This window comes from Chitinophaga sp. (assembly GCF_035761305.1).
Lineage (GTDB): Bacteria > Bacteroidota > Bacteroidia > Chitinophagales > Chitinophagaceae > Chitinophaga.
Genome location: NZ_DASTRI010000116.1, coordinates 1 through 14,418, shown reverse-complemented (window position 1 = coordinate 14,418; position 14,418 = coordinate 1). Strand labels below are relative to the sequence as shown.

The 14,418-nt window shown below is 48.5% G+C and carries 10 protein-coding genes and 1 tRNA gene; 8 read left to right on the top strand and 3 right to left on the bottom strand.

All coding sequences use genetic code 11. The features are described 5' to 3' along the window. Nucleotides 1-1,003 precede the first annotated feature (1,003 nt). The 5 genes from VFS25_RS10065 to VFS25_RS10045 all read left to right on the top strand — a co-directional run bounded on the left by VFS25_RS10065 (nt 1,004) and on the right by VFS25_RS10045 (nt 8,462). Nucleotides 1,004-1,963, top strand: a complete 960-nt coding sequence (locus VFS25_RS10065) for a FecR family protein (protein ID WP_326462007.1) — start codon at nt 1,004-1,006, stop codon at nt 1,961-1,963. Between the two features lie 118 nt (nt 1,964-2,081). Then, nucleotides 2,082-5,306 (top strand): TonB-dependent receptor domain-containing protein, encoded by a 3,225-nt coding sequence (locus VFS25_RS10060; RefSeq protein ID WP_326462006.1) that lies wholly within the window; start codon nt 2,082-2,084, stop codon nt 5,304-5,306. Between the two features lie 63 nt (nt 5,307-5,369). Beyond that, a complete protein-coding gene (locus VFS25_RS10055) occupies nt 5,370-6,812 on the top strand; it encodes a hypothetical protein (protein ID WP_326462005.1) in 1,443 nt (480 codons plus the stop codon). A gap of 188 nt (nt 6,813-7,000) precedes the next feature. Continuing rightward, on the top strand, nt 7,001-7,738 hold the full coding sequence (locus VFS25_RS10050) for a hypothetical protein (RefSeq protein ID WP_326462004.1): 738 nt from the start codon (nt 7,001-7,003) through the stop codon (nt 7,736-7,738). Nucleotides 7,739-7,796: 58 nt separating this feature from the next. After that, nucleotides 7,797-8,462, top strand: coding sequence for a hypothetical protein (locus VFS25_RS10045; protein WP_326462003.1), 666 nt, complete (start codon nt 7,797-7,799; stop codon nt 8,460-8,462). Nucleotides 8,463-8,549: 87 nt separating this feature from the next. Here the strand turns inward: VFS25_RS10045 and VFS25_RS10040 are convergent, their stop codons facing one another. Continuing rightward, nucleotides 8,550-9,944, bottom strand: coding sequence for a S41 family peptidase (locus VFS25_RS10040; protein ID WP_326462002.1), 1,395 nt, complete (start codon nt 9,942-9,944; stop codon nt 8,550-8,552). Nucleotides 9,945-9,949: 5 nt separating this feature from the next. Then, nucleotides 9,950-10,501, bottom strand: a complete 552-nt coding sequence (locus VFS25_RS10035) for an RNA polymerase sigma-70 factor (protein ID WP_326462008.1) — start codon at nt 10,499-10,501, stop codon at nt 9,950-9,952. Nucleotides 10,502-10,657: 156 nt separating this feature from the next. Here VFS25_RS10035 and VFS25_RS10030 point away from each other — a divergent pair, with 156 nt between their 5' ends. The 3 genes from VFS25_RS10030 (at nt 10,658) to VFS25_RS10020 (ending at nt 12,474) form a co-directional block, all read left to right on the top strand. Next, nucleotides 10,658-11,263 (top strand): DUF4254 domain-containing protein, encoded by a 606-nt coding sequence (locus VFS25_RS10030; RefSeq protein WP_326462001.1) that lies wholly within the window; start codon nt 10,658-10,660, stop codon nt 11,261-11,263. After that, nucleotides 11,263-12,309: a glycosyltransferase family 9 protein gene (locus VFS25_RS10025; RefSeq protein WP_326462000.1), complete on the top strand. Its 1,047-nt coding sequence runs from the start codon at nt 11,263-11,265 to the stop codon at nt 12,307-12,309. The genes VFS25_RS10030 and VFS25_RS10025 overlap by 1 nt, the downstream gene beginning before the upstream one ends. 94 nt (nt 12,310-12,403) lie before the next feature. Continuing rightward, a tRNA-Gln gene (locus VFS25_RS10020) sits at nt 12,404-12,474 on the top strand. Nucleotides 12,475-12,882: 408 nt separating this feature from the next. Here the strand turns inward: VFS25_RS10020 and VFS25_RS10015 are convergent. Beyond that, a complete protein-coding gene (locus VFS25_RS10015) occupies nt 12,883-14,196 on the bottom strand; it encodes a hypothetical protein (protein WP_326461999.1) in 1,314 nt (437 codons plus the stop codon). Nucleotides 14,197-14,418: the final 222 nt, after the last annotated feature.

The window sequence follows — 14,418 nt, the reverse complement described above, 5'->3', positions numbered from 1 at the left end:
TTTTTGTTTTGCCGCGGCTGTTTTATTCAGGGCTTTGTTTGCAGGTTCAATTGGGCCTGTATTAGCTTGTTTTGCAGGTTCAATTCCGGCTTTGTTGGCTGGTTTTGTATACTTTCTTTTTGGTTTTTTTTCTTGCAGGTTCAATTGGGCCTGTATTAGCTTGTTTTGTAGGTTCAATTCCGCTTTTGTTAGCTGGTTTTGTACACTTTCTTTTTGGTTTTTTTCCTTGCAGGTTCAATTCCGGCCTGCACCCGCCTGTTTTGTTCACTATTAAACGTTGGTATAACGTATCGGCAGCGGTAAGATATGTGGCTTTATCAAGCGCATCACGCCGGGCAAAGGGCCGTCATTTGAACCTGCAGACGAAATGTGCCCGGCATGGCAGTGTGATTCATGCGGCGCAGGCACGGTTGGTGAAACATTACAATCAGGTTGCGGCATCACCTCATTATGACATCACCATATCGCTGCATACCATTACTGCATTGCCATTGCCGCATTACCGCATTACAATTACTGCATTACTGCATCCACATTGCCGCATTATCACATTATCAAATTACTATATCACCATTTATTATATCTCATTATCAGTCACCCATTATCAGTCGTCACATTGCTGTTCCAATTGCACATGGCCCTAAAGTTCCAAATGACGGCCCTTTGCCCGGCGTGACACGACATGCAGCGTGCAATTACTAACCCGCAGCCCTGTACGCTTGATAATGCCCCATAGTGATCCAAACAGGCGGGTGCAGGCCGGAATTGGAACTTTAGGACCATAACAGCTGTACTGTGGTGCCTGCGTATTCGTGTAAATGGGAATTGGAACTTTAGGACCATAACAGCTGCACTGTGGTGCTTGCGTATTCGTGTAAACGGGAATTGGAACTTTAGGACCTGACGATGTAATGCGCCGGCACATCTCCAGCTAATATTAACAAATTGTAAACTCCACTTCAGGCATTGGTATTTCTTTAACCGGCGAGCGTACTCTTTTTGTATGCACATAGATAAACCATTACTGGAGAAATATTTTAAAGGGCATTGCACGGCCGAAGAAGCCGCAGCAGTAGAAGCCTACCTCTTACAGGAGGCTACCCCGGAAATGGATGCATACCTGCTGGAAACCTGGGAGCAATCGGTCCCGGCCCCTGTTATCCCTATACCACCCGCTGCACCGGCGCGCGTAAAACCATTATACCGCAGATGGTATAGTGTAGCCGCCGCCGTGCTGCTGTTAATTGCCGCCGCAGGTATATGGCGCTGGCAATTGCAGCAACCCGCAACGCCGCAGGTGCTGGCGCTGCAGACAGATACCATTTACAATAACAGCCGTAACATACGCCTGGTATCTATGCCGGACGGCTCACAGGTATGGCTCAACGCGCACGCCTCCATTGCATATGCCGGCAACTATAACGATACATCGCGCGAGCTGTGGTTAAACGGCGAAGCTTATTTTGAAGTGGCCAAAGCAGCAGGCAAACCTTTCCGTGTGCATGTAGATGAGCTGGTGACTACGGCGCTGGGCACCTCCTTTAACATTGCTACCGCCAATCATGCCGACAGCAGCATCGCCGTAAGCCTGCTATCCGGTAAAGTATCGGTAAGCACCACCGCCTTCTCATATGTGCTGCAGCCGGGCCAGGTGCTGTTCTACAAAAAAGGTGCGCTGCCTGCACCTGCCACCCGCTTTAACCTGGCGGAAACCATGGATTGGAAAAACGGGAAACTAATATTTGACAATACCACGCTGGAAAACGCATTTGCCAAGCTGCAAAGCCGCTATGGGCTCCGTATTGTACTGAAAGATACCCGGCTGGGGAACCGGAAGGTGTCCGGTTCGTTTACCGCCGGTCAAACCTTTGAGCAGGTATTAACCACATTGCAGTTTGTGTACGGGTTTACCTATGAGCAGTCAGGCGACAGCAGTACCTATTATATAGTAAGTAGTAAGTAGATCAGCAGAAAAGCATAACCATTAACGATAGTAAAAAAGGCCCTGTAAAAACAGCGCCTTCTCAACCGGAGATCTTCCCGGTCAGGTATTCATTTTTAACTAAAAGCAAACCAAAAGTATGCAAAAATCTACAAACAGATTTTTTGACAGGGGTACCATGCAAAAATGGGCGGTTTCCCTGTTATGTTTCTTATGCACCGGCTACTTACAGGGGATGGCCATGCAATCGTACAAGGGGTTAACAGACAGGGTACACATTAACATGCAAAAAACAACGGCAGCAGCCGTGGTAAAGATTTTGGCGCAGCAAACAACCTATACATTTATTTATGACCCGGAGTACCTGGGTCAGTGTAGCTTGCCCGCAGTAAAATTCCAGGACCAGCCGCTGGCAGATGTGCTGCATTACCTGGACGTGTATGCTCCCATTGATATTGCTTACACCAGCCGTACCATTGCCCTGCGCAAGGGCAAACAGGAAAAGATAGCAGGCCAGGACAAGGGCCGCGTTACAGGAAAGGTGGTAGATAATAAAAACGAACCGCTGCCCGGTGTAACTATACAGGTAGCAGGCGGACAGGGTGCTGTAACAAATGTAGACGGCACCTATGAGCTGCAGCTGGAACCGGGAACATATACGCTTACATTCAGCTATGTATCGTATGAAACACGGAAGGTAACAGAAGTAGTGGTAACGGAAAAAGGCGTAACACCGCTGAACATATCATTGAAAAGCAACAGCGCCCAGCTGAAAGCAGTAACTGTAACGGCCAGTTACAAACGCGCCTCTGTAGAGGGCCTGTATGCGCTGCAAAAAAATAATGCCGCTATTACAGACGGCATCAGCGCAGAACAGATAAGCCGTACACCGGATAAAAATATTGGTGAAGTGCTGAAACGTGTAAGCGGCCTTTCTACCATGGACAATAAATACGTAGTAGTGAGAGGTTTAAGCGAACGCTATAACCAGGCAGTGCTGAACGGACAGATTATGCCCAGCACAGAGCTGAACCGCAAAAACTTCAGCTTTGATGTGATCCCTTCCAACATTGTTGAAAATGTAACAGTGGTAAAAACCATTACCCCCGACCGCAGCGCGGAATTTGGCGGTGGCCTGGTAGAGGTGAACACCCTGGATATACCTGCTGATAATTTTCTGAATATAAGCGTTGGCGGCAGCATGAATGATAAAACCACCGGTAAGGATTTTTTATCCCTGAAGCTGGAAGGGAAGGAATATTTCGGACAGGTAGCCGACCACCGGAAATTGTTGGGCCGCCTGGACTGGAAAAGTGAAAATGACATACACACAAAATTCCTGGAGGCAGGTAAGGAAGCAAGTGCTTTCAGCAATAACTGGGGTTTATACCAGTTTAAGGCGCAGCCTTCACAAAACTACCAGGTATCAGTGGGCAGGGTAATGCCTGGCAAGCATAACGATCAATTTGGCCTGGTAGCTTCAGCTGGTTACCGCAATACACTGGCAACACAGGATGTAAGAATGAGCCGGGACGGGTTTTTAAGCCGGGAAAATGATTTTGCGGCGTTTACTGGTAAACGTTATAGCTTTACTACCAACCTGGGAGGGCTGCTGGGATTGGGCTACCGGAATGAGCGCAGCCGTATCGGCTTTCAAAGCCTGTACCTGCGTACGCTGGATCAGCAGCTGATTATAGGTTCGGGCGCCAATGTTACAAGAGGATATGCGCTGGGTTATTATGATCTTACTTCCCAAACCAGCCTGTGGCAAAACCAGCTGAAGGGCGAGCATACCATAGGCAACAGGGGAATTAAGCTCAGGTGGACCGGCAGCTATTTGCGCCTGGACCGCCAGAAGCCGGATAACCACCAGGTTACTACAGAGTATGTGAAAAGCGATTCCGGTGCGTTAAATGAATACAGCATACTGGCGGCCAACAGCAATGGCATCAGCACCGGCGCCTTGCGCTGGTGGAGCCGCGCCATGGAGAATAATTACACATGGGACGCATCTGTTGCAGTGCCTTTTCAGTTCAACGCAGGCCGCGCAGCAGTGAGCAATACTTTTAAAGCCGGTTATAGCGGCTGGAGCAAAGACCGGTTGTTTTACGTGATCAATACCGGCACTACCTTTGATAACCATAACGGCTATCCGCAGCCGCTGGCGCAGGCCTTTACGCCGGCTAATGATGTTGGCTTTATTTACAGCCAGTTTAACGATGATTTTCACCGTACCGCTACCCTGCACGCAGTATATGGTATGATGGATGATAAAATAGGCGATAAGCTGCGCCTGGTGTGGGGCGTGCGGGCAGAATACTATAACCTGAACAAGGTAAATGCAGGGCTGGATTCCCTGGAGCGCTGGATTAACCAAACGCGGGGCGGCGGAGATATTGATAAATATGATTTCTCCGAAATGCGCAACCGCGAGCCTAACTGGAACATCTTTCCTTCAGCCAACCTTACCTATAGTCTTACGCCGGCCATGAACCTCCGGCTGGCCTACGCCAAAAGTATTATTCGCCCGGATCTGCGCGAGCTTTCTTTTTTTCGCGAATATGACTTTGAGCTGGGCGGCGCTTATGTGAGCGAGCTGGTAAAGTCAACCATTGCGCATCATGTGGATTTCCGCTATGAGTGGTACCCTGGCCCTGGTGAACTATTATCTTTTTCCCTGTTCTATAAAAAGTTTGACTACCCGATGGAGATATATGCCGATGAGCAAAGCGGCGGCATATTTGAGCTGAGGAATAACAAAAATGCAAAGAACTACGGCCTGGAAATAGAGCTGCGTAAATCGCTGGCATTTACCAAAGTGCCGGTGCTGCAAAACATTACCCTGTATGGCAACTTTACTGCGCTGGATGCACGCGTAACGCCTATGACGGTTAACTACAACGGGGTAGCTCCCAATAACCCGTATAAGGTAATACCTAACGAGCAGGTGCTGCCCGAAGAAAAACGTCCGCAAACAGGCGCCAGCAACTACATTATAAACGCAGGGCTTTACTACGATATTAAACCGGTATCATTCAGCCTGGTGTATAATTATGTAAGCAACCGCATGTTCCGCCCGGATAAATCTTACCAGTTTTCCCTTTTTGAACGTCCGCTGGAAGCGCTGGATGCGCAGCTGGCCATACGTTTTCTTAAACAGCGTGGAGAAGTGAGGATAAATGTTGGCAATATACTGAACAGCTTTTCCGTGGTGTACCAGAACCGGTATGATGATGCTGCCATTAATGACGGGAAAAAAGACCCGTCTACCAAAGACCTGTTATACCGCAAAGGGAAAGACATTGTTGACTATGAAGCCCGCCCGGGCAGAACTTACAGCACAACCATCAGCTATAAATTCTGAGCATACGCGTAATCAATATAACCCTGATCAGGTATCATTTTTAACCTTAAAAGCAACATTCACATGACAAGAAAACCCTTCATCTTAACCCTGGCTGCGGCCACTGTGCTGGGAGCTGTATTGGTAAGCTCCTGCAGAAAAGAAGGCCAGCCAACCGTTGACCGTTCTGTATCTGCCACCCAGATCATCCCCTCAAACCCTACTTTGAGCGGCGTTTTAGGCACCAACCATGGCACTAAGGACACTATTCACCTGACCAGCGCTGTAGCCTGGCATCTGAGCGGCCTGGTGTACGTGGATTCTTCAGATGTGCTGATCATTGATCCCGGAACAGTTATCCGTGGTGACCTGAGCACCAGCTCCAGCGTACCTGGCGGTGGTTTGGTAATAACCCGCGGCGCTAAAATAATAGCACAGGGCCAGCCCTGCAGCCCGATCATCTTCACTTCTGCTGCTACTGCTCCTGCTTCCGGCGACTGGTCTGGCGTTGTGATATTGGGTAATGCATCTACTAATCACAGCGGCCGTGTACAGGTTGAAGGCATTCCCAGCAACCCGCCGGCTGATGCCACTTTCGGCGGTACGGTAGGTACAAATGATGCCGACAATTCCGGTATTCTGAAATATGTACGTATTGAGTATGCCGGTTATGAGCTGTCTACAGACAATGAGATCAACGGCTTAACCCTGGCTGGCGTTGGTAGCGGTACTACCCTTGATTACATTGAAGTGTTCAAATCAAAAGACGATGCTTTTGAATTTTTTGGCGGTACAGTAAGCGCTTCCCACCTGATTGCTGTAGATGCGCTGGATGATATGTTTGATACGGATAACGGTTACAACGGCACCATCCGCTATGCATTAGGCCTGGCTGATACTACCCGTGCAGACAAGAGCCAGTCTAACGGCTTTGAAAGCGACAACAATGCTACCGGTACCACCACTTCAAGGATCACACATCCGAAGTACCGTTACATTACAATCGTTGGTTTGCCTAACGCTGCCCGCGCAGGTATCAGCAACGGCGCTCCTTCAGGCACCGGTTTATATGGCCGTGGCGCACAGCTGAGAAGGAATGCTGAATTTGACATTGACAGCTGTATTTATATGGGTTATAAGTTCGGCGTATCGCTGGATAGCGCATTAGGCGGCACCCGTGATAAATACTATTCCGGTGTTTCTTTGCTGAAGCACAGCTTTGTGCACGCTTATAACAAGCCATATGTTACTGAAAGCAACGGCAACCCTGTAACTACAGTAGGCTTTAATGTTGCTGCCAACCAGTTCACCATTTTTGCCACTTCCGCTGCAAATGGTAACCAGGGCTTTACTACGGCTAACCCCAATGCAAATATTGCGCTGGCTAATCCGTTTACCCGCCCTGCTACCGGCACCAGTGCTGCAAACTGGATCCCCGGTGCGCTGGCATCTTCCCGTTTTGTGGGCGCATTCCCCAACCGTGTAGACTGGACCACCAGCACCTGTGGCTGGCTGAGATGGAAATAATTAATTTTTAAACTTCCGGAGCTGACCAAAAGGAATGTAAAATCAAAAATGTAAAATGTAAAAGTAAAACTCAGCTAACATAGTGCTGTAAATGATTCGTGGCATTTTACTTTTACATTTAATATTTAAAATTTTACATTTTACATTCCTTTCGGTCAGCTCCTTCAAAACACCTTTCACTTATTATCATGAGATTATTTACCTGTTTAGTAACTATTGTTATTGTAATAGCTGCAGTATCGTGCCGTAAAGGCGAGCTGCCGGAAGAGCATTATTTTGGAAAGGTGGCTGTAACGCTGGTGAACTTACCGAATACGCCTGACCTGGACCTGTATTTTGACGGAAAGAAATTACAAAGCATTGCACCTTCCAACACCGCAACAGAGGTGGTATTACCGGCCGGAAGATCGGGCAGGCTTGAATTTTTTAAGGCAAATACAGATTCGCTGTTAATAGACAGCACTATTACGATCAGCGCCAACACTGCTGCCAGTTTCCGCGTTGCGTATAATGAGGAAATAGGGCTGAAAGGGTTTATTAACTCAGCCAGTGTTTCGCCGGATTCTGTGGCCATGCAAATGTTTGAAACGCTCAGTGATGCCTACTACCCATATACAACAGTAGACCTGCATATTATTTTCGTAAATAATCAAACAGGTAATATTGACGAAACAGGTATTGTATTAAAAAATCTTACGAAAGGAAAATTATACCCGGATATTGTGAAGCTGCCGGTAAACGATGAAAGCGGGCTGCCTGTTACTTATGGGGGCCGGTTTGTTGACAGCCAAACCGGTAATGTTATTACGCAGCCCGATGGTTTTACTGATCTTTTTCAGCTGCCGGTAACTCCCGGCGCTTTTTATTTGCTGAACATACATGATGATGCTGCCGGTAATTTTTTTCCTGAGGTAATTGATCTTTGATCCTATGCGCCGGTTTATTATATCCATCAGCAATTGCCTGTTATCCTTGCTAAAAGGGATGTTCATTCCTGCCGTTATAGTATTGGCCGGCTGTGAGAAAGAGCCGGTGGCATCGGCAGCAGCCGATGCGCGGGTGCAAACTATTCCCCTAAACGATACGCTTAGCAGGATCATTACAGAGAATGTGCTGCTTACCAACAGCCATACCTGGTATATAGCAGGATGGGTGTATGTAAGCAATGAGGCCACTTTGCATATTGAGCCGGGCACTGTAATAAAGGTAATCCCGCAGCCTGCACGCAATGGTAATGGGAGCGGCGGCGGACTGGTAATAACCCGCGGCGCCGGCATACTGGCAGCAGGGTTAAATAACCTGCCTATCTGTTTTCAATTAACTGATACCACAGCTGCATGCAGTGGCGGCTGGGCAGGGATCATACTCCTGGGCAGGGCGCCGGCAGGCGCCGGCAAGCAGCTGGAAAATGAACAGCTATCTTCTTTAAACGCCAGCACCGGCCTGGCTTATGGCGGCCGCTACCCGCAGGACAGCTCCGGTGTGCTGCGCCATGTGCATATACAAGGCATACGGTGTAATAACAATAAAAATAAGCTGCCTGCAGGGCTGTTACTGCTTGGGGCCGGCAGCAGAACCGTAGTAGAAGATGTTATCATACAACCATTGGGGGAAAAACCGTATTACCTCAACCGGCGCAGATTGCCGTAATGGAACACAGCAAACAGCACATACATTTTTGAAAACCCTGTTTATAAGATGACTGATATTTACTGTTTGTTAACCCCTTTTTTTTCCCTACCTGAATAATGCTGCCGGCATACTCACCACATTAGCTGCCGCCTGCTGCCGGCGCGTATCAAAGTATATGCTGTGCGCCGGAGTATTAATGGGAGCGGTTGTCCGGCCATTACCGTTTAGTATGTCAATAGCCTTTGCAATGAGTGGATCTGCATTGTCGCCTACATCCGCCAGGGGCTGTTTGCTGAATTCATCCACTATATACTGCGGCGCAATACCTTGTGTATAGCCGCCTTCTCCTTTTGCATTGGCCAGGTTGTAGCTGATGGGCATAAGCACCCAGGACATGCGTTTAGGCGTTCGCATGTCTGATATAACGACGGCGCCTTTATCTTTTCCAAAAGTGTGCTGCCCAATGAGGATCACCTGCGTATAGGGCTTCAGGTTATTGATCAACAGCTCGGCGGCCGATGCAGTTTGATTGCTGCACAGGATGAACACCCGTGATAAAGATAACCGGGCCGGTTCCAGTGTGCCAAAGGCAATGGGTGCGCCGCTTTCGGGAACAGATAAAGCAGATTTAAAGGAAATAATGCGTTGTCCCAGGTTACCATTGCCGCTGTATTTTGCAAAGCCGCTTTGCTCATTAATGCCAGGCGCAACCAGCGCTGCCAGCAGGGCCGCTGCTGCCACGCTGCCGCCGGGGTTGTAGCGGAGGTCCAGTATCAGCTCATTAGCGCCGGCGGTTTTAAAATCCTGGAATACGCCTTTTACCGACTGGTTGTAACCATCGTTAAAGTAGTTGTAGAAAAGATAAGCCACTTTGCGGCCATTGATGCTGCGGACGCCTGGCCTGTAAACCGGATTTTCACCCAGCGATTGCGCGGCTAACGTGATGGTGGCATTTTCCGTAACCGTATTGCCATTTACAGCAGCCAGTGTAAATGTACCGGAGGCGCCCTGCAGCAGCGCCGCGCTGAGGATGGCTGCGTTGCTGCTATTAACTGCTGTTCCGTTAATACGTGTAAAGTAACTGCCGCGGCGCAGGCCTGCCTGTGCGGCAGGGGAACCTTCCAGCACCAGCTTTACCACGCCTATAGCGCCGCCAGGAGCACCGGGCCAGCTGACAATGGAAAAGTCTATTCCATAGTTATACAACATGTATTTGGGATAGGTAGCGAGATCGTTGGGATCGTAGATCAGTGAAAACCGGTCGCCGGAATATTTTAGCCGGTTAAAATATGCAATGGCGGCGGGCTGTGTATCTGCTGTTGCCGGTAATGTATTGTTCCATAAATAGAAATAACGCATGCTGTCCAATATCCAGGTATTGGTTTCTTTTTGGGTAACTGGTCCGGCAGGAGCGGGGGGCGGTACCGGGTTTTTGCTGCAGGCAGCCATTAGCAAGGCTACCGGCAGCGCCACTTTAGGTAAAAGGTTAAATGGAGGCATAGGGCTCATTTTACTTCTGTGTTATAATGCAGCTGTATTTCGCGGCGTATGAACTGAAGGGCCAGGGCCAGGTGGTTGCGTACTGTAGCGGGCGACAAGCTAAGCTGCGCTGCAATTTCTTTATGGCTATGGCCTTTGTCGCGGCTAAGCAGGTAAATATTGCGGCGCTGCTCCGGCATTTTATCAATTACTTTCTGTATCTGCTGCCAGAATTCCTTGTGCAGCAGCAGGGTTTCCTCCCGGTTTTCAGCAGGCGGCGCAGGCTGCCGGGACGACATTTCAGCTAATGTCTGTTTTTCGCGGTACAGCCTGCGGGTTTCATCTACCAGGATATGTTTGGTAAACACAAATAACAGTGGAAAAATGTCCTGCCCTTCAGATACCTTATGTATATTTTCCCAAAGCCTGATAAAACACTGCTGGGTAATTTCCTGGGCACGGGCTGCATCCCCCGTTAGCTTGTAAGCGAACCGGAATACCTTATCATGGTTTGCTTCAAACAGCTGCTGGAAGAGCGCTTTGGAAGGGTTATCAGACATATCGAATACATTAGCGATTTGCGACTTTAAATGTAGAAAGTAATTGTTACTTCAATGTTAACTGTATGCAGCAGCATACCAGTATCTTACACACTGTTATTATACAGCAGGGAAGGAGCGCATCCGCCCCGGGAGTAGCTAACGGGCATTCACTATTTTAATTACATTTGTTACATGTTTACAGAATTATGCAACCAGATATTCAGCCAGAGCATTAAGGACTATCATGTGAAGGACGATGTGCACCAGACTATTGTAAACCCATATGATAAAAGCAGCATTGAGCACCTGCTGTACCTGAAGAACTGGATAGATACGGTGCAATGGCACCTGGAAGATATAATACGCGATCCGGCCATTGACCCGGTAAAGGCGCTGGAGATCAAACGCTGGATAGACCGTTCCAACCAGGAACGTACTGACGTAGTGGAATATATTGACAGCTATTTCCTGGAGCAGTACAAATCTGTGCAGCCCACCCCGGATGCCAGGATCAATACTGAAAGCCCGGCCTGGGCCGTTGATCGTTTATCGATACTGGCGCTGAAAATTTATCATATGCTGGAAGAGGCTACACGTACTGATGCCACTCCTGAGCACCGTGCCGCCTGCCAGCGCAAGCTGGACATATTGCTGGAGCAGCGCCGCGACCTGGGCACTGCTATTGAAGAGCTGCTGGCCGATATCAGCGCTGGCAAAAAATATATGAAAGTGTACCGGCAAATGAAAATGTATAACGATCCTTCCCTGAACCCGGTATTATACGGTAGCCGCAAGTAATGCAACAAACCATACTTGCCATCCGCTTTTCTGCCCTGGGTGATGTTGCCATGACCATACCCGTAATACGGCAGGTGCTGGCAGCAAATCCTGCGGTGGATATTGTGCTGGTGTCCAATAAAAACTGGGGCGCTTTGTGCAAGGATATTCCGCGCCTTACCTTTTTCCCGGCTGACCTTAAAGGCCGCCATAAAGGAGTGCGGGGATTGTACCGCCTGTACCGCGAGCTGCGCAGCAGGTATACGATTGCTGCTGTGGCAGACCTGCACCAGGTGCTGCGTTCCAAAATAGTACGTACTTTTTTCCGGCTGAACGGCACTCGGGTAGCGGTAATGGATAAAGGCCGCGCAGCAAAAAAAGCGCTTACCCGGCAGCAGGATAAAATAGTGCAGCCGCTTACTGCTACAGTTGAACGTTATGCGATGGTGTTCCGGCAACTGGGACTGCAGTGCGATCTTTCATCGGCCCAGGTAAAAAGCGCCCCGCTTCCCCTGCATAGCAGTATTACCGCTATTACCGGCCTGCCGGGAGAAGCCGGTTGGATCGGGCTGGCGCCCTTTGCCACCTACCGGGAGAAAACCTACCCGCTGCAAAAAATGGAGCAGGTGCTGGCGTTGCTGTCGCAATGGCCGCAGTATAAAATACTGCTGTTTGGCGGCGGCCCTGCTGAAACCGCGCTGCTGGCGGAACTGGCCGACCGTCATCCCAACACGGTGATGATTGCCGGCCGCTTTACGCTGGAGGAGGAGCTGGCCATTATCAGCCACCTGCAGCTGATGATCAGTATGGACTCCGCCAACATGCACCTGGCCTCCCTGTTTGGTGTGCCGGTAGTGTCGGTGTGGGGCGCTACACATCCCTACGCAGGTTTTATGGGTTTTGGACAAACCATGGACCGTGTGGTGCAGATTACAGACCTGGAATGCCGCCCCTGTTCTGTATTCGGGAACAAGCCCTGCTTCCGGGGAGATCATGCCTGTATGGAGTGGATAACCCCGGAAAAAGTAGCGGAAAAGGTAGCTGCGGTGCTGCAGAAAACAGTGTAAGTGATTGATTTTGTGCGTTTAAAAAAACAGGAAAGATTTTTTTGAAGTAATAAAAAAAAGGCTAATTTTGCCATCCCAAATCATGGAAACATGATGCCCCATAGTATAATGGTAGTACGACAGATTTTGGTTCTGTTTGTCTAGGTTCGAATCCTGGTGGGGCAACAAGAAGCTGGAACCAATAACATTCCAACAAAGCTCAAAACACATTAAAGCCGCTACAGTCAAAGATTGTAGCGGCTTTTTTATTGGCGTATATTGCCCGCCGATATATATTGAAATACGTTGAAATCTGATTGGTTGTTATGGTTTCTTACGTCTAAAATCCAGGCAGCGGTTAAATTTTTGAAGGTACCGAGTACCAGCTTTTTCCGTCGTGTGAATTGGCGAAATTACAAAAGCCTGACCGGCGCATATTCTTATCTATATCAAAGGCCAGGGGTCTGCTATCCCATCCTGTGCTACATGTACCACAATCCCAAATGTCCCTGCCAGTTGTAGGAGCGTAATAAAAAAGAGGAGCATAGCAGGGATTTTAGCTGGGAGGCAGTACAGAATACGGGGAAGAACGCCTTATTTTTTATCGGGTGATAACTGTCCTATATTTAGAATATTGGGCATTTCGCCGATGCCAATGGTGGCATTATCATTTCGCGCATTACTCAGAGATCCTGTCAATGCGGGGTGGGGCTGATCGGCGCTGGTAACCATAGATATTTTCAGCTGCTCGCCATTATCGATCAGGTCTTTTGCGTCATTGATCCAGTCTGCCTGCATAAATGCCTCCAGGAACTGGTAACATTCATCGCAGATCCTAATTTCATGGGAATGTAGCTGTAGTATTAATAACCGGGGGATGCCATTGCCAATAATACTGTTCACTTTGGTAGCGATGAGCCGTGCAAAGGTGGGTGAATGCAATTGTTCTGCCTTCACTACCATGTCCCTTTCACTGTGGTATCTTGCCGCAGCTACCCCCAGCCCCTCTTGTTTATTATATCCTTCATGGCCGGTAATGAGCCGTCCGGCTGCATACATATCATTCAGGTCCTGGTTCGTATACTGACCAAAATCGGCACTACGGAATTTGCTGAAGTTTGGAAGCTTGAAATGAGATTGCTGTAACCCGCTATTATCCTCATAATACAAGCTCCAGCTTAAATTAACGGAGTTACCTCTAAAGCCTTGTGTTTCCTCTGATCCCTCATGTAGCGGTTGATGCTGTGCAAGGCTATTCATAGATACAGTTCCTACAGTACCACCGAAATCGACATTGAAATTAGTCCCTTTTAGCCAGGGCCTGTCCTTGCCGCTTGTCTTGGCTGTGTTCCCCAGACCGATCCGGTTATTGATAAAGTGACTGGTATCAATAGGCGAGGCCGTATTTTGTTGCTGGGGAGCAACTTGTACGGGAGCAGGGAAGGCAGTGGTACCAATACGATTAATCCATACTATACCATGTCCCTGGTTCGTATAATCTACTTCCGTATTCGCCTGTAGCAGATTGGGGGGAATGACAGCGATGTTGGCAATCGTATAAGGTCCGAATCCGCCATTTTTGGTATAGATTACCCAGTTGTTTCCATCGGCGTATATAATACCGGCGGTTCGCTGTATCACCTTTGCCGGAATATGCGATGTTACAACACCCGGCCGGGCGCTTAATACTCCCATTTGTGTTACAGCTACGTGACTATTGGCCATTCTCTGTAACGCCTGCTGCTGCCTGACGTGGCTGCTATTGGAGGCCATTTTTTGCCATGCTTTTTGCAATCTGATTTCCGGGCGATTATCATTAAAAGCAACAGCAGGGCTTTGGGAAGAAAAGCTGTTAGCGCTGGCTACGTTTGATCGTTTATTACCGGTGGCAGGGCTATGGATGGTCATAGGGATCAATATTTTGAGAGCTACGGGTTAGCTGTAGAATATCAAATATAAATATTTTATTGCTATATTTTTGTGCACACGGCAAAGGGCCTCAAAGCTTTATTATTAGCCCATACTCTTTTTTCAACGTTAACAGCGCTTCTGCATTAACGACCACGACTGGTTAGGCGGAGGATATTATTTTTGGCAAAACAATTATGACAGGGCTTGGGATTTTGCGAA

Coding starts and splice junctions, on each gene's coding strand:
- VFS25_RS10065 (WP_326462007.1), top strand. CDS start 1,004: ATGCACATAGATAAACCATTACTGGAGAAATATTTTAAAGGGCATTGC.
- VFS25_RS10060 (WP_326462006.1), top strand. CDS start 2,082: ATGCAAAAATCTACAAACAGATTTTTTGACAGGGGTACCATGCAAAAA.
- VFS25_RS10055 (WP_326462005.1), top strand. CDS start 5,370: ATGACAAGAAAACCCTTCATCTTAACCCTGGCTGCGGCCACTGTGCTG.
- VFS25_RS10050 (WP_326462004.1), top strand. CDS start 7,001: ATGAGATTATTTACCTGTTTAGTAACTATTGTTATTGTAATAGCTGCA.
- VFS25_RS10045 (WP_326462003.1), top strand. CDS start 7,797: ATGTTCATTCCTGCCGTTATAGTATTGGCCGGCTGTGAGAAAGAGCCG.
- VFS25_RS10040 (WP_326462002.1), bottom strand. CDS start 9,944: ATGCCTCCATTTAACCTTTTACCTAAAGTGGCGCTGCCGGTAGCCTTG.
- VFS25_RS10030 (WP_326462001.1), top strand. CDS start 10,658: ATGTTTACAGAATTATGCAACCAGATATTCAGCCAGAGCATTAAGGAC.
- VFS25_RS10025 (WP_326462000.1), top strand. CDS start 11,263: ATGCAACAAACCATACTTGCCATCCGCTTTTCTGCCCTGGGTGATGTT.
- VFS25_RS10015 (WP_326461999.1), bottom strand. CDS start 14,196: ATGACCATCCATAGCCCTGCCACCGGTAATAAACGATCAAACGTAGCC.